Here is a 16,900-nt window from a genome sequence, read left to right on the forward strand (position 1 = left end):
ACACAAGGCAGCGCCCACAGTGGATTCGGTTTCTTCAGGTATTAAGTCATTTACGGGTTAACCGATGCTATTCAACCAAGCCTCACGCCTGGCCAAGATCACCAGCCCCCTCGGGCCGGATGTGCTGTTGCTCAATGAAATGGGGGGCGGCGAAGAGCTGGGCAGGTTGTTCAACTATGAGCTGCAACTGACGTCGCTCGACGCCAACATCGACCTCAACCAGCTGCTGGGCAAGCCGATGAGCGTGGGGGTGCAACTGGCGGACGGTGGCGAGCGGCATTTCCACGGCATCGTCGCGCGGTGCAGCCAGAACATCGACCAGGGCCAGTTCGCCAGTTACCAGGTGACGCTGCGCCCATGGTTCTGGCTGCTGAGCCGCACCTCGGACTGCCGGATTTTCCAGAACCTGAGCATCCCGCAGATCATCAAGCAGGTGTTTCGCGACCTGGGTTTTTCCGACTTCGAAGACGCCCTGAGCCGCCCGTACCGCGAGTGGGAATACTGCGTGCAGTACCGCGAAACCAGCTTTGATTTCGTCAGCCGCTTGATGGAACAGGAAGGCATTTACTACTTCTTCCGCCATGAACAGGACCGCCATGTGCTGGTGCTGGCTGACGCCTACGGCGCCCATACCACGGTGCCGGGCTACGCGTCGATTCCGTACTACCCCAAGGACGAGCAGCAGCGCGAACGCGACCATATGCACAACTGGCACCTGGCGCACGAAGTGCAGCCGGGGTCGCTGGAGCTGAACGACTACGACTTCCAGCGCCCCAGCGCCAGCATCGACGTGCGCTCGGCGATGCCGCGCCCGCACACTGCCGGCGACTACCCGCTGTACGACTACCCCGGCACTTATGTGCAAAGTGAAGACGGCGAACACTACGCGCGCACCCGCATCGAAGCCCTGCAAACCCTGCATGAGCAGATCGAGTTCAGCGGCAACGCGCGAGGCCTCGGTGCGGGCCACTTGTTCAGCCTCACCGGCTTCAGCCGCCAGGACCAGAACCGCGAATACCTGATCGTCGGTTGCCGTTACTACATCGTCCAGGAAAGCCTGGAAAGCGGCGGCGGCTCGGGCTCGGCGCAATTCGAAAGTAGCCTTACCTGTATCGATGCCCAACAAAGCTTTCGACCTTTAGCCAGCACGCACCGGCCCATTGTCAAAGGCCCGCAGACTGCACTCGTGGTCGGCCCCAAAGGTGAAGAAATCTGGACCGACCAGTATGGCCGCGTAAAGGTGCACTTCTACTGGGACCGCCATGACCAATCCAACGAAAACAGCTCGTGCTGGATTCGTGTATCGCAATCCTGGGCCGGTAAGAACTGGGGCTCGATGCAGATCCCGCGGATCGGCCAGGAAGTGATCGTGAGCTTTCTGGAAGGAGACCCGGACCGGCCGATCATTACCGGCCGGGTATACAACGCCGAGCAGACGGTGCCTTACGACCTGCCGGAGAATGCCACCCAGAGCGGCATGAAAAGTCGCTCCAGCAAGGGCGGCACCCCAGCCAACTTCAATGAAATCCGCATGGAGGACAAGAAGGGTCTGGAGCAGTTGTATATCCATGCCGAGCGCAATCAGGACATCGTGGTGGAAGTGGATGAAAGCCACTCCGTCGGGCATGACCGCAACAAGAGCATCGGGCATAACGAGACGGTGACCATCGGGAATAACCGTACGCGCATCGTCAAGCAGCAGGACGTTCTCTTGGTCGGCCAGAGGAAGACCGACAGCATCAGCCAGAGCTACATCATCGAAGTGGGTGAAAACCTACGCCTGGTCTGCGGCAAAAGCATCCTGGAGCTGAACGCCAGTGGGCAGATCAACCTCACCGGCGTGAATATCAGCTTCTATGCCAGCGGCGATGCCGAGTTCAACACCGGCGGCGTACTGCATCTGAACAACGACCACGGCCCCGGCGCCACGCCCGATGGCCAGGGCATCAAAAAAAGCATCGACGCCAATATTAAAGCCGTCTTCCCCGCGCCTAAAAGCTCCTGACGAGACCGTTTGCCATGACGTACCGAATCAACGAATTCCAGTTCCAACTGCCTGCGGGCGAGCTGCAAGACGCGTCGATCAATATCCTCAAGTTCCCTGAGCTGGGCACCTCCTTGATCATCAGCCGCAGCTTCCTCACCGACGGCGAAACCCTGCACAGCAACTTCGACGACCAGCTCAAGCGCCTGGAAAAACAGGTGCAGGACTTGCGCTGCCAACCGAGCGTGACCGTGCGTTTGGGCGCCGCCCAAGAGGTGGAAGGCATTGAGCTGCGCAGCCAGTTCAACAAGGGCAATGACAAAGTGTTCCAGTACCAGCTGGCGCTGGTGCTGCCGGGCACGCGCAAGATGCTCGCCTTGAGTTATGTGAAGGCTGACACGCTTGGTGATGCGGAAGCGGCGCATTGGGCGACGATTAAAAATTCGCTGTCGTTCGACGCTATTTCTTGATGAGCAGCCTGCATGTCTGACGCGTTATGGGCGGCCCGAATGGGCGATGCGCTGTCCCACACCTCGATGATGGCGGACATCCTCGGCGGTGTGCTGGAAGTGGCGGCCAATATCGCGATCACTGCGGTGGCGACCGCTGCCGTGGTGGCAGCCACCGGCATTACTGTGGCCACCGGCGGCCTCGGCTGCTTCCTGCTGGGCGCGGTAGTGGGCACGATTGTCGGCCTCGCCATGAGCAAGAGTGGCGCGGACAAAGGCCTGACCAAGATATGCGATGCCTTTAGCAACGCCCTGTTTCCGCCCTCGGTGCAGGCGAACATTCTCACCGGTTCCACCGATACCCTCACCAATAACCTGCCTGCCGCCCGCGCGGCCGGGGCGATCAGCTCCCATGTCACACCGGCCGGCACCGAGCTGGAAGCGTCCAAGCCTGAACCAGAACCCAGCTACCTGGACATGGCCGAAGGTTTCTTCTCGCAGATGTGGCGCCCCACCGTCGCGACGCCCGCGCCGGGCGCCGTGCCGAAGCCGCTGGACCTGGTCGTGTGCATGAAGCACCCGCCAATGCCGCCGCAGTTTCTTGCCGAAGGTTCGGAAAAGGTTACGGTCAATGGTCAACCTGCCGTGCGCAGCGGTGATCGCAGTACCTGCGATGCGACGGTGGTGTCGTCCGGCTTGATCTCATCCAACGTGGCCATCGGCGGCGGCTCGGTGGTGGTGCGTGAAATTCGCAGCGGCAAGACCCCGGGTGTCGGCCTGGCGGTCACGGCGTTGTTGATGCTCAAGGGCAGCAAGGGCAAGTTCTTCAGCAAGTTGCCGTGCATGTTGGTCAGCGGCGCGACCTCGATGGCCATCAGCAGCGCGATGGGGGCTGCGGCCAACGCCGCGATGGGCTCGTCGAACCCGGTGCATGCTGCGACGGGCGCGAAGATACTCGGCGATGTCGAGGAACTGGATTTCGTGCTGCCGGGCATTTTGCCGATCGGCTGGCAGCGCTTTTACAACAGCCGCGACGAACGCCAAGGCAGCCTGTTCGGTGCCGGTTGGAGCGTGGCCTACGAGGTGTGCGTCGACATTCAGCCGCATCCCGAGGGCGGCGAAACGCTGGTCTACACCGATGAACAGGGCCGGCCCATCGACATGGGTTCGATTCCGTTGGGCGGCGCAGTATTCAGTGCCGGTGAAGGGCTCGCGGTGCGGCGACACCTGAATGGGCAGTTGCTGATCGAAAGTGACGACGGCGTGTACCGCTTGTTCGAGCCGACACCGGCAAACCCGTCGCGACTGCGCCTGAGCCAGTTGGGTGACCGTAACGACAACCGCATTTATCTCGACTATGACGACGCCGGGCGCCTGGTGCGTCTGCGCGATACATTCGATCTGGTGCAGGTTGAGCTGATTCGTGATCAGGGCCATGTGACCCACATCGAACGCCTCTATCCGGATCAACATCGTGAATTGCTGGTCAGTTATGGCTATGACGCCGAGGGCAATCTGGCACAGGTGCGCGACGCAACCGGCCAGGTGCAGCGGCGCTTCGCCTACGATGCCGGGCGGCGCATGGTTGAGCATCAATTGCCCACCGGGTTGCGCTGCTTCTATGAGTGGGCGTTGATTGAAGGCCTGGAATGGCGTGTGGTCCGGCACTGGACCGATGAGGGTGACGCCTACCAGTTCGACTACGACTTGCAGGCGGGCCTGACCCGCATCACCGACGGTTTGCAACGCGTCAGCACTCGACACTGGAACACTCAGTACCAGATCATTCAATACAGCGACAATCTCGGCCAGACCTGGCTGTTCGAATGGAACGACGAACGCCAGTTACTCAGCGCCACCGACCCGCAAGGCGGCCGCTATGAGTACAGCTACGATGAGAGCGGCAACCTGATCGGCGAAACCGACCCGCTCGGGCGCAGCGACTCCACCTTATGGCTGGAGCACTGGGCGTTACCGCTGGTGGAGACCGACGCTGCCGACAACAGTTGGCAGTATCGCTATGACCCGCGCGGCAACTGCATCGCCGAGACCGATCCGCTGGGTTACATCACCCGCTATCGTTATGACGCCCACGGCCAGGTCGTGGAAATCATCGACGCCACCGGCAAAAGCAAACAACTGCGCTGGAACCCGTTCGGGCAACTGGTCGAGCATATTGATTGCTCGGGCTACCCAACGCGCTTCAGCTACGACGAGCGCGGTTATTTGCAGCTCATCACCGATGCCCTCGGTGAACGTACCCAATTCAGCTACGACGCCCAGGGCCGATTGCTCAGCAGCCAACTGCCGGACGGCCGCACCGAACATTTCCAGCGCGATGCCAGCGGGCAGTTGGTGGGCTATACCGATCCCGCCGGGCACACCACGCTCTATCAACATAACCGGCGTGGCCAGGTGCGCCAGCGCACCGACGCCCATGGTCGCCAGGTGCAGTTCGGCTACGACAGCTACGGGCGTCTGCAAGCGTTGGTCAATGAAAACGGTGAAAGCTATCGGTTTGCGTGGGATGCCGGCGATCGGCTGGCTGAACAGCAAGACCTCGACGGCAGCGCCAAGCGCTACGACTACGACCGGCTGGACAACATCACAGCGGTGACTGCCGTTCCGGCGCCTTATGGCAATGGCTTGGCGGTGGTCCCCGAAACGCCGCCAGCGCCCATCGTTCATCGGCTGGAGCGTGATGCGGTCGGCCGACTGGTCGCCAAGACCACCGACGATGGCCGCACTGAGTACAGCTACGATGCGGTGGATCAGCTCACGGCGGTCACTTTCACTGATCTGCAAGGCAATGCCCAGGCGCTGGGTTTCGCCTACGACGCTGTCGGCCAGTTGCTTGCCGAACAAAGTGCCGGCGGCAAGCTGCAACATCACTACGACGAACTCGGCAACCTGATCCAGACCCAACTGCCGGACGGGCGCTGGCTCAATCGCCTGTACTACGGCAGCGGCCACCTGCACCAGATCAACCTCGACGGCCAGGTCATCAGCGACTTCGAGCGCGACCGCCTGCACCGCGAAGTGCTGCGCACCCAAGGCCAGCTCAGCACCCGCAGCGAATACGACCGCAGCGGCCGCCTGCGCTCACGCCAACGCCGCCTTAACAGCCAGCCATCGCTGATGCCTGCGGCGACGCAAAAGCAGTTCGAATACGACCCCGCCGACAACCTGATCGGCAAACTCGACCAGCAACCCGCGGCACAACACCGCCAACTGCTGCACTACGACGCCACCGGCCGCATCATCGCCAGCCAGGACAACCTGCACGGCCAGCGCGAAACCTTCGCCTACGACGCCGCCGCCAACCTGCTCGACGGCCCGCAGACGGGCGCCGGGTTAGTGGTGCATAACAAGCTGCTGACCTATCAGGACAAGCGTTATCGCTACGATGCGTTTGGACGGATGATCGAAAAACGCAGCGCCAAGCGCGGTGTGCAGCGGTTTGCGTATGACGCAGAAAGCCGGTTGGTTGAGGTGCGTAATGAAAGCGGCAGCGTGGTCAGAATGGTCTACGACCCGCTGGGGCGACGGGTTGAAAAAACCGAGCATGGCAGCGATGGGTATCCGTTGGGGGAAACCCGGTTCACGTGGGATGGGCTGCGGTTGTTGCAGGAGCACAAGCACAGTCAGACGAGCCTTTACGTCTATGAAGACGAAGGCTACCAACCTTTGGCTCGCGTCGACGGTGCCGGGCCGTTGCAGAAGATTCGTTATTACCACAACGACCTGAACGGGTTGCCGGAGCAACTGACCGAAGCTGACGGACACAGCGTCTGGCAGGCGACTTATCGGGTGTGGGGCAGCACGCTGGAAGAGGCGCGCGAGCCTTATTACATCGAGGAACAAAATCTACGGTTTCAGGGGCAGTATCTGGACCGGGAGACGGGGCTGCATTTCAATACGTTCAGGTTTTATGATCCGGATGTGGGGCGGTTTACGACGCCGGATCCGATTGGGTTAAACGGAGGATTGAATTTCTACGCATACGCGCTCAACCCGTTCGGTTGGAACGACCCACTAGGGTTGTCCTGCCGCCTGAACTCAGTGGGTAGAACACCAGGTAAAGGCAGCCGCACAGGAAAAGCCGTAATTGCTAGGATGAGAGCTGAAGGCAAAATAATTGGCTCCGGAAAAAACATGCGGTTCCAGAGTACTGATAAAAAATGGTATTCGATCAAAGACGCGGATATGGCTCATAAAACCGACGCCGTTAAGTATTGGAACAGCAAAGGCGGTTATCACGGAGCTAAAACAAAAGAAGTACGGGGTTGGATGCGTGACCCTGATAACTACGAGCTGGAATATTATTCCCACAACCGATCCAAAGGCGCGCTGCTGACTGACAGGTACAAAGACCCCGGTGACTTTATCGGCCCCGCAGAAAAGCCTAAATATTATTAAGGATTATTGTATGAAAGATTTGGCGGACGAGAATCCAACACTGGCAGATGAGATCATGGCCACTATGGCGGCAGGCAACGATCTCGATGAACAAAACCGTAAAACTGAAGCGCACGCCCTATACCAAAAGGCATGGAGTTTACTGCCGGAACCAAAGCTTGAGTGGACCCCCTTATCGTCTTGGGTCACTGGCTCCCTCTTCAACCTTCACTTCGAAAATGGCGAGTTCAACGCAGCCGAGCCATGGGCTCAAAAGACTCTTGAGGGCCGAGAGTCGGATATAGATACTGGTCCATTAATTAATGTGGGGATGGTATCTCTCGAACTGGGAAGAAGTGCCGAGGCGTATAAATACTTTGATGAAGCTTATAAATTCGGTAAGGCACGCGCCTTTCAAGAAAGACCAAAGAAATATTTGAATTTCTATCTGGATGAAAAGAAAAAGAAGCATTGATTGCTCGTCCCCACAAAAAATGGGCACCCGACCCAGTCGGCGTGCCCATTTTTTTCCAACCCGCCTCCCTTCAGACGGTACCGCTCTTACGGGTTGACGCTGTCTTTGAGCGACTTGCCCGGCTTGAACGCAACGGTGTTGCTCGCCTTGATCTTCACAGGCTCACCGGTTTGCGGGTTTTTGCCGGTGCGGGCGCCGCGGTGGCGTTGCAGGAAGGTACCGAAGCCAACCAGTGTGACGCTGTCCTTGCGGTGCAGGGCGCCGGTGATTTCTTCGAGAACGGCGTTGAGGACGCGGTTGGCCTGTTCTTTGGTGAGATCCGCTTTTTCAGCGATGGCGGCTGCGAGTTCTGGTTTACGCATAAGTGAAGCCTCTTTGACGGTTTTTTGTTGTTATGTCCGTGCTGCTCTCTTATGGAGCAACGCCCAAGGCGCCGCAGGCTCTACTCTGCGGCAGACGGGAGTGAGGATGGCATGCCCTCGCACGCTCCGCCAGTCTCGCTGCGACCTTTCTAGAGCGAAAAACAGGGTTATTCCGACAGAACGACCGGTATTTACGCCAGCAACGGCGGAAGTTCTTTGTTCAGGGCCAGTTTTTCCATCACCGCACTGCCGGTCAGCGCGTAACCCAGCAGGCGGCCGCTGGCGTCGCGGCACAAGGCCTTGATGTTGGCGCCCTGCCCTTCGACACTCCACACGCCTTCGGTGCCGCGTGGCGGGGGCGAGACCACCAGCGGGCAGATCGGGGTTTTCACGGTGATCGGCATCGGCCCATAGCTGACGGCCGTAGCGTTGCCGGCCAGGGTCTGGGCCAGGGCGCGGGCGCAACTCATCAGTGGCATGACGTAGAGCAGGTTCAGGCCATCAACCTCGGCGCAGTCGCCCAGGGCGTAGATGTTGGCGTGGGAGGTCTTGAGGTGGCGGTCCACCATGATCCCACGGTTGATTTGCAGGCCGGCGGCAGCCGCGAGGTCGACGCGCGGGCGCAGGCCGATGGCCGAGACCACCAGGTCGCAGTGGATGACTTGACCGTCCGACAGGTGCGCTTCCAGGCCGTCAGCGGTGCGCTGCAGGCGGTTGAGCACCGGACCCAGGTGGAAACGCGCGCCAAGGCCTTCCAGCCCGGCTTGTACCGCTGCAGCAGCGGCTGGGTGCAGCAGGGTCGGCATGACCTGCTCGCACGGCGCTACCAGGTTGATTTCGTAACCACCGAGGATCAGGTCGTTGGCGAACTCGCAGCCGATCAGGCCCGCGCCCAGCACCAGCACGCGGCGTTTGCCGGCGGCAGCGGCGCGAAAGCGTGCGTAGTCCTCGAGGTCGTTGATCGGGAAAATCAGCTCAGCCGCATCACCCTCAACCGGAACGCGCACAGTTTCTGCGCCCCAGGCCAGGATCAGGTCACGGTAGGCCACTGCTTCCTCGCCGATCCACAGGCGCTTGTGGCCAGGGTCGATGCCGCTGATGCGGGTGTGGGTGCGCACTTCGGCCTTGAGTTGCTCGGCCATGGCACCCGGTTCAGCCATGCTCAGGCCATCGGCTTCCTTGTTCTTGCCAAAACCGGTGGAGAGCATGGGCTTGGAGTAGGAGCGCCCATCATCCGCAGTGATCAGCAGCAATGGGGTCTCGCTGTCGAGCTTGCGAAACTCCCGGGCCACGTTGTAACCGGCCAATCCTGTGCCGATGATCACGACAGGTGCGTTCATTCCTTTCTCCTTGTAGTACGTTTCTTAAATCGATGATTAACCGATTTCGATCATTTCGAAATCCATTTTGCCCACGCCACAGTCCGGGCACAGCCAATCTTCAGGGACGTCCTGCCACAGGGTACCCGGTGCGATACCGTCATCCGGCCAGCCGTCTTTTTCGTCATAGATCAGGCCGCAGACTACACATTGCCACTTCTTCATTACTTGCTTCCTCAGGGTCCAGGCATCTTGGCCGACGGTCGATAGACCTACGTTGCCGTGCGGCTCAGGGCGTTTTGTACTGATCGGGGCCGGCAGATGCAAGCGCGATCGACGCATGGGGCCGGTTCAGCACGGCAAAAGCCCAGGACGCCATGGTAAGCTCGCCGCCTCTTTTGCTGCCAATACTCACTCACCGTGCCGCACTCAATCGCCCTTCCCGATGCTTGCCAATGGCTGACCCAGAGCCTCCTGAGCCCATTGCCCGCGCCCTTGACCCTTGATTGGCTGTTCGACGAAGGCTCGCTGACGCGCCGGCTCACGTGGCTGTCCAACGATGGGTTCAGCGTGACGCCGTTGTTCGAAGGCTGGCAGCCGTTGCGCGAGGATGAATGTACGGCGCTCGGCCTGGCCTCGGCCACTGTCGGCTGGGTGCGCGAGGTGTATCTGCGCGGGCATGGCCAGCCATGGGTGTTCGCCCGCAGCGTGGCGGCGCGCAGTGCCTTGCAGGGCGACGGGTTGCACATGGACGAACTGGGCAGCCGTTCGCTGGGCGAGTTGCTGTTTTGCGATCACGCCTTCACCCGCCAGGCCATCGAGGTGTGCCATTACCCACGGCAATGGCTGCCGACCGTGAACCAGGCCGACGGCTTGTGGGGGCGCCGCTCGCGCTTTGATCGCGGGCCGCTGAGTGTGCTGGTGGCGGAAATTTTCCTACCGAGCTTCTGGCACGCGTTGCATGACCATCCGGAGAACTGCTGATGTATCAACGCCTGCTCAAATCCTTGAACCGCCTGAACCCCAGGGCCTGGGATTTCATTCAGTTGACCCGCATGGACAAGCCCATCGGCATCTACCTGCTGTTATGGCCAACGCTGTGGGCGCTGTGGATCGCCGGCAAGGGCTCGCCGTCCTTGATCAATATCGTGATTTTCGTACTGGGCGTGGTGCTGACCCGTGCCGGTGGCTGCGTGATCAATGATTGGGCGGACCGCAAGGTCGATGGCCATGTGAAACGCACCGAGCAACGCCCGCTGGTGAGCGGCAAGATCAGCGCCAAAGAGGCGCTGGTGTTTTTTGCGGTGCTGATGGGCATCAGTTTCCTGCTGGTGCTGCTGACCAACGCCACCACCATCCTGCTGTCCCTCGGCGGTTTGGCGCTGGCGGCGAGCTACCCGTTCATGAAGCGCTACACCTATTACCCGCAAGTGGTGTTGGGCGCGGCGTTTTCGTGGGGCATGCCGATGGCGTTCACCGCCGAGACTGGCCATCTGCCGGCCACTGCGTGGCTGCTGTACATCGCCAATTTGCTGTGGACGGTGGGTTACGACACGTATTACGCGATGACCGATCGGGACGATGACTTGAAGATCGGGGTGAAATCCACGGCCATTCTGTTTGGCGATGCCGACCGCGTGATCATCCTCACTCTGCAAGGCCTGTCGCTGGCCTGCCTGTTGCTGGCGGGCGCGCGGTTCGAGCTGGGAGGCTGGTTCCACCTGGGGTTGCTGGCGGCGGCGGGCTGTTTTGCCTGGGAGTTCTGGTACACCCGCGACAAAGACCGCATGAAATGCTTCAAGGCGTTTTTGCACAACCACTGGGCCGGGTTGGCGATTTTTGTCGGGATTGTGGCGGATTACGGGTTTCGATGAGGGGCCAGGCCCCTCATCGCCAGCGGGTTTAACTAAGGCTTGGCGACCTTCCAGGCGCCTTCCATTTTGCCTTCACCGGTCATGTCACCGGCCTTCTTGTCCATGACGAAGGTGTAGAGCGGTTTGCCGCTGTAGGCCCACTGGCTCTTTTGATCGTCACGGGTGATGACGGTCCATTTGCCCATCGGCTTGTCGGTGGATTCGGCCATCAACGGCGGCCAGTTGGTGGCGCACTTGTCGTTGCACATGGACTTGTCAGCAGAGTCCTTGGCAAAGGTGTAGAGCGTCATACCCTCGTGGTCCACCAACATGCCGTCTTTGACCGTAGCCGGGTCGGCCGCAAACGCCAGTGTCGGCAGCGTCAACGCGGCCGTTACCAGCAGGGCTTTCCAGGAAAAAGTACTGTGAGTCATCGGAACCTTCCTTTTGTGGTTGTCAGGATTCGGACCCAAAGGGTAGTCCAGAGTGCCAAGAATTGCCCAAGCGACTAAATTACTGTCACACGACTGCAATAATTCCGTTATCTAATGCGGCGCAAGACAGTTAAATGACAAGAGGATTTAGGCATGGTTGGCAGGAGCATTCTGATCGTTGACGACGAAGCGCCCATTCGCGAGATGATCGCCGTTGCGTTGGAAATGGCCGGCTATGACTGCCTGGAGGCGGAGAACTCCCAGCAGGCCCATGCCATTATCGTCGACCGCAAGCCGGACTTGATCCTGCTCGACTGGATGCTGCCCGGCACTTCCGGTATCGAGTTGGCCCGCCGTCTCAAGCGTGACGAGCTGACCGGGGATATCCCGATCATCATGCTCACCGCCAAGGGTGAAGAGGACAACAAGATCCAGGGCCTGGAAGTCGGCGCTGATGACTACATCACCAAGCCATTTTCCCCACGTGAACTGGTCGCCCGTCTGAAAGCTGTATTGCGCCGCGCCGGCCCTACCGATGGCGAAGCGCCGATCGAAGTCGACGGCCTGATTCTGGACCCGATCAGCCACCGCGTGACCATCGACGGCAAGCCGGCCGAGATGGGCCCGACCGAATATCGCCTGCTGCAATTTTTCATGACTCACCAGGAGCGCGCCTACACCCGTGGCCAATTGCTCGACCAAGTGTGGGGCGGCAATGTGTACGTGGAAGAGCGCACCGTGGACGTGCATATCCGCCGCCTGCGCAAAGCCTTGGGCGATGCCTACGAGAATCTGGTGCAAACCGTGCGCGGCACCGGCTACCGCTTTTCCACTAAAGGTTGAAAGCAGCTAAAGCAGTTAGCTACAAGCGGCAAGTTGAAGCCCATCCGCTTTGACTTGAAGCTTGCAGCTTGAAACTTTTCACTGTCCGAAGGACCGATTGTGAACCAAAACTGGCATGGCACCCTGATCCGCCACATGCTGCTGTTGATCACCGGCTGCCTGGTGGTAGGCCTGGTCAGCGGCTATTACGGCTGGAGCCTGGCCGTCGGTATCGGCCTGTATCTGGGCTGGACGCTCAAACAGCTGCTGCGCCTGCATGAATGGCTGCGCCAACACAAACCCGATGAAGCACCACCCGATGGCTACGGCCTGTGGGGCGAGGTGTTCGACAGCATCTACCACCTGCAACGCCGCGACCAACGGGTACGCGGGCGCCTGCAAGCGGTGATCGACCGTGTGCAGGAGTCCACCGCCGCGCTCAAAGATGCGGTGATCATGCTCGACAGCGACGGCAACCTGGAATGGTGGAACCGCGCCGCCGAGACCCTGCTGGGCCTCAAGACGCCTCAGGACAGCGGCCAGCCGGTGACCAACCTGGTGCGCCACCCGCGCTTCAAAGAGTATTTCGAGCAGGAAAACTACGAAGAAGCCCTGGAAATCCCTTCGCCCACCAACGACCGCGTGCGCATCCAGCTGTACCTGACACGCTACGGCAACAACGAACACCTGATGCTGGTGCGCGATGTCACCCGCATCCACCAGTTGGAACAGATGCGCAAAGACTTCGTCGCCAATGTGTCCCACGAGCTGCGCACACCGTTGACGGTGATCTGCGGCTACCTGGAGACGTTGCTGGACAATGTCGACGAGATCAACCCGCGCTGGAGCCGTGCCCTGCAGCAGATGCAACAGCAAGGTTCACGCATGCAAACACTGCTCAACGACCTGTTGTTACTGGCCAAACTGGAAGCCACGGATTACCCGTCGGACAACCACCCCGTGGCGGTACAAAGCCTGTTGCAGACTATCAAGAACGATGCCCAGGCACTTTCCGGCCAGCGCGAGCAACAAATCACCCTGGAAGCCGACCCGTTGGTGCTGCTCAAAGGCAGCGAGGGTGAGTTGCGCAGCGCATTTTCCAACCTCGTGTTCAACGCCGTGAAGTACACCCAGGACAAGGGCAATATCCGCATCCGCTGGTGGGCCGACGAGCACGGTGCGCACCTGAGCGTGCAGGATTCCGGCATCGGCATCGACGCCAAGCATCTGCCCCGCCTGACCGAGCGTTTCTACCGCGTCGACTCCAGCCGCAACTCCAACACCGGCGGCACGGGGCTTGGCCTGGCGATCGTCAAACACGTGCTGCTGCGCCACCGTGCACGGCTGGAAATCAGCAGCGTGCTGGGCCATGGCAGCACTTTTACCTGTCATTTCCCACCCGTGCAGGTGACCCGCTCGCGGGTGATCGGCACAGATGAATAACCCGAAAACGACGCTGGACTAAGGTGGGAGCGGGCTTGCTCGCGAAGGCGGTGGGTCAGCTATGAATGTGTTGGCTGACCCACCGCATTCGCGAGCAAGCCCGCTCCCAAATTGGACATGCAGCGTGTGGACGAATGTATTCCAGGCCCCGCCCGGCAGCGGGCACTAGGCAAGCGCCCTTTCAGCCGCTACATTGGCCGACTTGCGCCTGCTTTTCAGGCCCTCCTGTCACCCCTTATTGAACACACGGAACCTGCAAAACCCCATCATGGACCCTTCCCCTGGTATCACCCTCGCCACACTCTTCGCCGACTTTGGCATGATTCTTTTTGCACTGATCCTGGTACTGCTCAACGGTTTTTTCGTTGCGGCGGAGTTTGCCATGGTCAAATTGCGCGCCACCCGGGTCGAGGCCATCGCCCATAAAAACGGCTGGCGCGGACAGATCCTGCGCACCGTGCACAGCCAGCTCGACGCCTACCTGTCGGCCTGCCAGCTGGGTATCACCCTCGCCTCCCTGGGCCTGGGCTGGGTCGGTGAGCCGGCCTTTGCGCACATCCTCGAGCCGTTGCTGGGCGCCGTGGGCGTGCAATCGCCCGAGGTGATCAAGGGCGTGTCGTTCTTTGCCGCCTTCTTCGTGATTTCCTATCTGCACATCGTGGTCGGTGAATTGGCACCCAAATCCTGGGCGATTCGCAAACCCGAGCTGCTGTCGCTGTGGACGGCAGTGCCGTTGTACCTGTTCTACTGGGCGATGTACCCGGCGATCTACCTGCTCAACGCCAGCGCCAACGCCATCTTGCGTATCGCCGGCCAAGGCGAGCCCGGCCCACACCATGAGCACCATTACAGCCGCGAAGAACTCAAGCTGATCCTGCACTCCAGCCGTGGCCAGGACCCGAGCGACCAAGGCATGCGCGTGCTGGCCTCTGCGGTGGAAATGGGCGAGCTGGAAGTGGTGGACTGGGCCAACTCCCGGGAAGACCTGGTGACCCTGGACTTCAACGCCCCGCTCAAGGAAATCCTGGCGCTGTTCCGCCGCCACAAATTCAGCCGCTACCCGGTGTACGACGCGGTGCGCAATGAGTTCGTCGGCCTGCTGCACATCAAGGACCTGCTGCTGGAACTGGCGGCCCTGGACCACATCCCCGAATCGTTCAACCTGGCCGAGCTGACCCGCCCGCTGGAGCGCGTGTCGCGGCACATGCCGTTGTCGCAGCTGCTGGAGCAGTTCCGCAAAGGCGGCGCGCACTTCGCCCTGGTGGAAGAAGCCGACGGCAAGATCATCGGCTACCTGACCATGGAAGATGTGCTGGAAGTGCTGGTCGGCGATATCCAGGACGAACACCGCAAGGCCGAGCGCGGCATCCTCGCCTACCAGCCGGGCAAACTGCTGGTGCGTGGCGACACGCCGCTGTTCAAGGTGGAGCGCCTGCTGGGCGTCGACCTGGACCACATCGAAGCCGAAACCCTGGCCGGTTTGATCTACGACACCCTCAAGCGGGTGCCGGAAGAGGAAGAAGTGCTGGAGGTTGAAGGCTTGCGCATCATCATCAAGAAGATGAAAGGGCCGAAGATCGTGTTGGCCAAGGTGCTGTTGCTCGATTGATCAGATCAACGCAGGAGCGAGCAACTCGCTCCTGCGCCGTTGATTATGCCGGCAGCGGGGAGAAGCAGATGTCGACCTCCAAATGCGCTGCGGCAGACAAATTGACCAGCGCGTCCAGTGAGAACTTATCGATCTTGCCATTCAGGATGTTATTGAGCCGAGGCTGACTGATATTGAGCCGCTCGGCGGCCGCTTTCTGCGACAACTCCCAACTGCGAATGGTGTTGCACAGTTCCAGCAGCAACTTTGAGCGCAGCCGCATGTTGGCGGCTTGCTGCGGAGTATCCTCCAAAGCATCCCAGACACTACTGAAACGTTCGGTTTGAATTTTTGAGTCTGTCATAGGCTTAACCTAACTCCTGCAATCTGGCACGAGCCAGTTCGATATCCCGCCCTTCGGTTTTCTGTGTGGTCTTGCGCAGCGCGTGCAGCACATAGACAGCTTCCGGCCGATTGACCACATAGAAGACTCGAAACGCTCCCGATTCCTCCGTGATCCGAATCTCGCTGACGCCCCTCCCGATAGTTTTCATCGGCTTGCAATCAAAAGGCTGTTCACCCTGTTGCAAAAGATCCAACTGAAAACCGGCTGCCCTTCGGGCGTCGAGAGGAAACTCCTTGAGGTCCTTGAGCGAGCTACCTAGAAACACCACGTCCTTGTGCCTTGGCATTGGCTTCTCCTTTCCTGGAAAGAAAAAGCGTAATAGACGACTCAGGCGAAGGCGGTGCAGCTTTGTTTCAAGGCATAGCAAAAGCGCGATCGCACTGATGCGCTATCGAAAGACTATATCGAAACAGATATAAATCAAGTCACCTGACGGGAATCAGACAGTCGGTCGATTCCCGTTATTCAGGCGATCACGCACCCGGCACAAAGTGCTTCTGCGCCGTGCCGCGCGCGATCAGGCGGGAGATGTAGTCGAGCTTCTGCGCATCCTGGTCGATAAACCGGAAGGTCAGTTGCAGCCAGTCGCTGTCGGGCCTCGGCTCATAGGCGACGATCGCGTGCAGGTAGCCGTTGAGGCGTGCGACTTCGGCGTTGTCGCCTTGCTCAAGGTCCAGTACCGCGCTTTCCAGCACCTGAGGCAGGACTTCGCCACGACGCACCACCAGCAGTGCTTCCTTAATGCTCAGCGCCTTGATCACGCATTGCTGGGTGCCGCTGGACAGGCGCAGTTGGCCCTGACCGCGCCCACCAGCCGGAGCCGCCTGCACAGGCTGGCTGTTAAGCAGGCCGTTGCTCGGCGCTGCCACAGGGGCAGCTTTGACGGCTTCAGGCCTGCCGCCAGTCAAGGCGCTCAGGGAATCGTTGCCGAAGGCCGAGTTCATCTTGGTCGGCGCGCTGGCGACCAGCGCGTCAAGGCGGCCGACTTTGTGCAGGGCCTGTTTGACCTTGCTCAGCAACTGTTCGTTGGTGAACGGCTTGCTGACATAGCCGGAAACCCCGGCCTGGATCGCCTGGACTACGTTTTCCTTGTCGCCACGGCTGGTCACCATCACGAAGGGCATGGCCTTCAGATGGGCTTGCTCACGGCACCAGGTCAGCAATTCAAGACCGGACATCTCGGGCATTTCCCAGTCGCACAGCACCAGGTCGAAGGTCTCGCGCATCAGGATGGTTTGCGCCTTTTTGCCGTTCACCGCGTCTTCAATCTTGATCCCAGGGAAGTAGTTGCGCAGGCACTTCTTCACCAGGTCGCGGATAAACGAGGCGTCATCCACCACCAACACACTGACTTTACTCATCGACCC

Annotated in this window: 16 protein-coding genes; 9 read left to right on the forward strand and 7 right to left on the reverse strand. The window is 60.1% G+C overall.

The genetic code is table 11. The annotated features are described in order from the left end of the window. Positions 1-64: 64 nt before the first annotated feature. From A7J50_RS28810 to A7J50_RS28825, 4 genes are read left to right on the forward strand one after another with little or no spacing between them, the layout of a single operon-like run. Positions 65-2,005: a type VI secretion system Vgr family protein gene (locus A7J50_RS28810; RefSeq protein ID WP_064454752.1), complete on the forward strand. Its 1,941-nt coding sequence runs from the start codon at positions 65-67 to the stop codon at positions 2,003-2,005. Positions 2,006-2,019: 14 nt separating this feature from the next. Continuing rightward, complete coding sequence (locus A7J50_RS28815) at positions 2,020-2,454, forward strand: DcrB-related protein (RefSeq protein ID WP_064454753.1); 435 nt, start codon at positions 2,020-2,022, stop codon at positions 2,452-2,454. A 12-nt stretch (positions 2,455-2,466) separates the two neighbouring features. Next, positions 2,467-6,852: an RHS repeat-associated core domain-containing protein gene (locus A7J50_RS28820; RefSeq protein WP_156526312.1), complete on the forward strand. Its 4,386-nt coding sequence runs from the start codon at positions 2,467-2,469 to the stop codon at positions 6,850-6,852. A 10-nt stretch (positions 6,853-6,862) separates the two neighbouring features. Then, the gene (locus tag A7J50_RS28825; RefSeq protein WP_064454754.1) at positions 6,863-7,306 is read left to right on the forward strand and encodes a hypothetical protein; all 444 of its coding nucleotides are present in this window, start codon (positions 6,863-6,865) and stop codon (positions 7,304-7,306) included. Positions 7,307-7,392: 86 nt separating this feature from the next. Here A7J50_RS28825 and A7J50_RS28830 read toward each other — a convergent pair whose 3' ends face one another. The 3 genes from A7J50_RS28830 to A7J50_RS28840 form a co-directional block, all read right to left on the reverse strand. Beyond that, positions 7,393-7,668: an HU family DNA-binding protein gene (locus A7J50_RS28830; RefSeq protein ID WP_003213368.1), complete on the reverse strand. Its 276-nt coding sequence runs from the start codon at positions 7,666-7,668 to the stop codon at positions 7,393-7,395. A 191-nt stretch (positions 7,669-7,859) separates the two neighbouring features. Next, positions 7,860-9,008: an NAD(P)/FAD-dependent oxidoreductase gene (locus A7J50_RS28835; RefSeq protein WP_064454755.1), complete on the reverse strand. Its 1,149-nt coding sequence runs from the start codon at positions 9,006-9,008 to the stop codon at positions 7,860-7,862. 36 nt (positions 9,009-9,044) lie between these two features. Then, complete coding sequence (locus A7J50_RS28840; RefSeq protein WP_003213373.1) at positions 9,045-9,212, reverse strand: rubredoxin; 168 nt, start codon at positions 9,210-9,212, stop codon at positions 9,045-9,047. A 195-nt stretch (positions 9,213-9,407) separates the two neighbouring features. On the opposite strand from A7J50_RS28840, the gene A7J50_RS28845 reads away from it, so the two are divergent. Both A7J50_RS28845 and ubiA read left to right on the forward strand, forming a co-directional pair. Continuing rightward, positions 9,408-9,971: a chorismate--pyruvate lyase family protein gene (locus A7J50_RS28845; RefSeq protein ID WP_064454756.1), complete on the forward strand. Its 564-nt coding sequence runs from the start codon at positions 9,408-9,410 to the stop codon at positions 9,969-9,971. After that, positions 9,971-10,861, forward strand: a complete 891-nt coding sequence (ubiA, locus tag A7J50_RS28850) for a 4-hydroxybenzoate octaprenyltransferase (RefSeq protein ID WP_064454757.1) — start codon at positions 9,971-9,973, stop codon at positions 10,859-10,861. The genes A7J50_RS28845 and ubiA overlap by 1 nt, the downstream gene beginning before the upstream one ends. Before the next feature lie 32 nt (positions 10,862-10,893). Here the strand turns inward: ubiA and A7J50_RS28855 are convergent, their stop codons facing one another. After that, positions 10,894-11,274: a hypothetical protein gene (locus tag A7J50_RS28855; protein ID WP_064454758.1), complete on the reverse strand. Its 381-nt coding sequence runs from the start codon at positions 11,272-11,274 to the stop codon at positions 10,894-10,896. Positions 11,275-11,427: 153 nt separating this feature from the next. Here A7J50_RS28855 and phoB point away from each other — a divergent pair, with 153 nt between their 5' ends. The 3 genes from phoB to A7J50_RS28870 all read left to right on the forward strand — a co-directional run bounded on the left by phoB (position 11,428) and on the right by A7J50_RS28870 (position 15,148). Next, on the forward strand, positions 11,428-12,117 hold the full coding sequence (gene phoB, locus A7J50_RS28860; RefSeq protein ID WP_003195617.1) for a phosphate regulon transcriptional regulator PhoB: 690 nt from the start codon (positions 11,428-11,430) through the stop codon (positions 12,115-12,117). A 135-nt stretch (positions 12,118-12,252) separates the two neighbouring features. After that, on the forward strand, positions 12,253-13,539 hold the full coding sequence (phoR, locus tag A7J50_RS28865; protein ID WP_237140928.1) for a phosphate regulon sensor histidine kinase PhoR: 1,287 nt from the start codon (positions 12,253-12,255) through the stop codon (positions 13,537-13,539). Between the two features lie 268 nt (positions 13,540-13,807). After that, the gene (locus A7J50_RS28870) at positions 13,808-15,148 is read left to right on the forward strand and encodes a hemolysin family protein (protein ID WP_053258701.1); all 1,341 of its coding nucleotides are present in this window, start codon (positions 13,808-13,810) and stop codon (positions 15,146-15,148) included. 43 nt (positions 15,149-15,191) lie between these two features. On the opposite strand, the gene A7J50_RS28875 is transcribed toward A7J50_RS28870, so the two are convergent. From A7J50_RS28875 to A7J50_RS28885, 3 genes are all read right to left on the reverse strand, one after another. Then, on the reverse strand, positions 15,192-15,491 hold the full coding sequence (locus tag A7J50_RS28875) for a helix-turn-helix domain-containing protein (RefSeq protein ID WP_064454760.1): 300 nt from the start codon (positions 15,489-15,491) through the stop codon (positions 15,192-15,194). A gap of 4 nt (positions 15,492-15,495) precedes the next feature. Next, positions 15,496-15,819 carry a type II toxin-antitoxin system RelE/ParE family toxin gene (locus A7J50_RS28880; RefSeq protein WP_064454761.1) on the reverse strand — a complete coding sequence of 108 codons (324 nt, stop codon included), beginning with the start codon at positions 15,817-15,819 and terminating at the stop codon, positions 15,496-15,498. A 187-nt stretch (positions 15,820-16,006) separates the two neighbouring features. Beyond that, the gene (locus A7J50_RS28885; protein ID WP_064454762.1) at positions 16,007-16,894 is read right to left on the reverse strand and encodes a response regulator; all 888 of its coding nucleotides are present in this window, start codon (positions 16,892-16,894) and stop codon (positions 16,007-16,009) included. Positions 16,895-16,900: the final 6 nt, after the last annotated feature.

Source organism: Pseudomonas antarctica (assembly GCF_001647715.1).
Classification (GTDB): domain Bacteria; phylum Pseudomonadota; class Gammaproteobacteria; order Pseudomonadales; family Pseudomonadaceae; genus Aquipseudomonas; species Aquipseudomonas antarctica_A.

What these genes read in the sequence shown, in the direction of transcription:
- A7J50_RS28810 (WP_064454752.1), top strand. Translation starts at nt 65, where the DNA reads ATGCTATTCAACCAAGCCTCACGCCTGGCCAAGATCACCAGCCCCCTC.
- A7J50_RS28815 (WP_064454753.1), top strand. Translation starts at nt 2,020, where the DNA reads ATGACGTACCGAATCAACGAATTCCAGTTCCAACTGCCTGCGGGCGAG.
- A7J50_RS28820 (WP_156526312.1), top strand. Translation starts at nt 2,467, where the DNA reads ATGTCTGACGCGTTATGGGCGGCCCGAATGGGCGATGCGCTGTCCCAC.
- A7J50_RS28825 (WP_064454754.1), top strand. Translation starts at nt 6,863, where the DNA reads ATGAAAGATTTGGCGGACGAGAATCCAACACTGGCAGATGAGATCATG.
- A7J50_RS28830 (WP_003213368.1), bottom strand. Translation starts at nt 7,668, where the DNA reads ATGCGTAAACCAGAACTCGCAGCCGCCATCGCTGAAAAAGCGGATCTC.
- A7J50_RS28835 (WP_064454755.1), bottom strand. Translation starts at nt 9,008, where the DNA reads ATGAACGCACCTGTCGTGATCATCGGCACAGGATTGGCCGGTTACAAC.
- A7J50_RS28840 (WP_003213373.1), bottom strand. Translation starts at nt 9,212, where the DNA reads ATGAAGAAGTGGCAATGTGTAGTCTGCGGCCTGATCTATGACGAAAAA.
- ubiA (WP_064454757.1), top strand. Translation starts at nt 9,971, where the DNA reads ATGTATCAACGCCTGCTCAAATCCTTGAACCGCCTGAACCCCAGGGCC.
- A7J50_RS28855 (WP_064454758.1), bottom strand. Translation starts at nt 11,274, where the DNA reads ATGACTCACAGTACTTTTTCCTGGAAAGCCCTGCTGGTAACGGCCGCG.
- phoB (WP_003195617.1), top strand. Translation starts at nt 11,428, where the DNA reads ATGGTTGGCAGGAGCATTCTGATCGTTGACGACGAAGCGCCCATTCGC.
- phoR (WP_237140928.1), top strand. Translation starts at nt 12,253, where the DNA reads ATGCTGCTGTTGATCACCGGCTGCCTGGTGGTAGGCCTGGTCAGCGGC.
- A7J50_RS28870 (WP_053258701.1), top strand. Translation starts at nt 13,808, where the DNA reads ATGGACCCTTCCCCTGGTATCACCCTCGCCACACTCTTCGCCGACTTT.
- A7J50_RS28875 (WP_064454760.1), bottom strand. Translation starts at nt 15,491, where the DNA reads ATGACAGACTCAAAAATTCAAACCGAACGTTTCAGTAGTGTCTGGGAT.
- A7J50_RS28880 (WP_064454761.1), bottom strand. Translation starts at nt 15,819, where the DNA reads ATGCCAAGGCACAAGGACGTGGTGTTTCTAGGTAGCTCGCTCAAGGAC.
- A7J50_RS28885 (WP_064454762.1), bottom strand. Translation starts at nt 16,894, where the DNA reads ATGAGTAAAGTCAGTGTGTTGGTGGTGGATGACGCCTCGTTTATCCGC.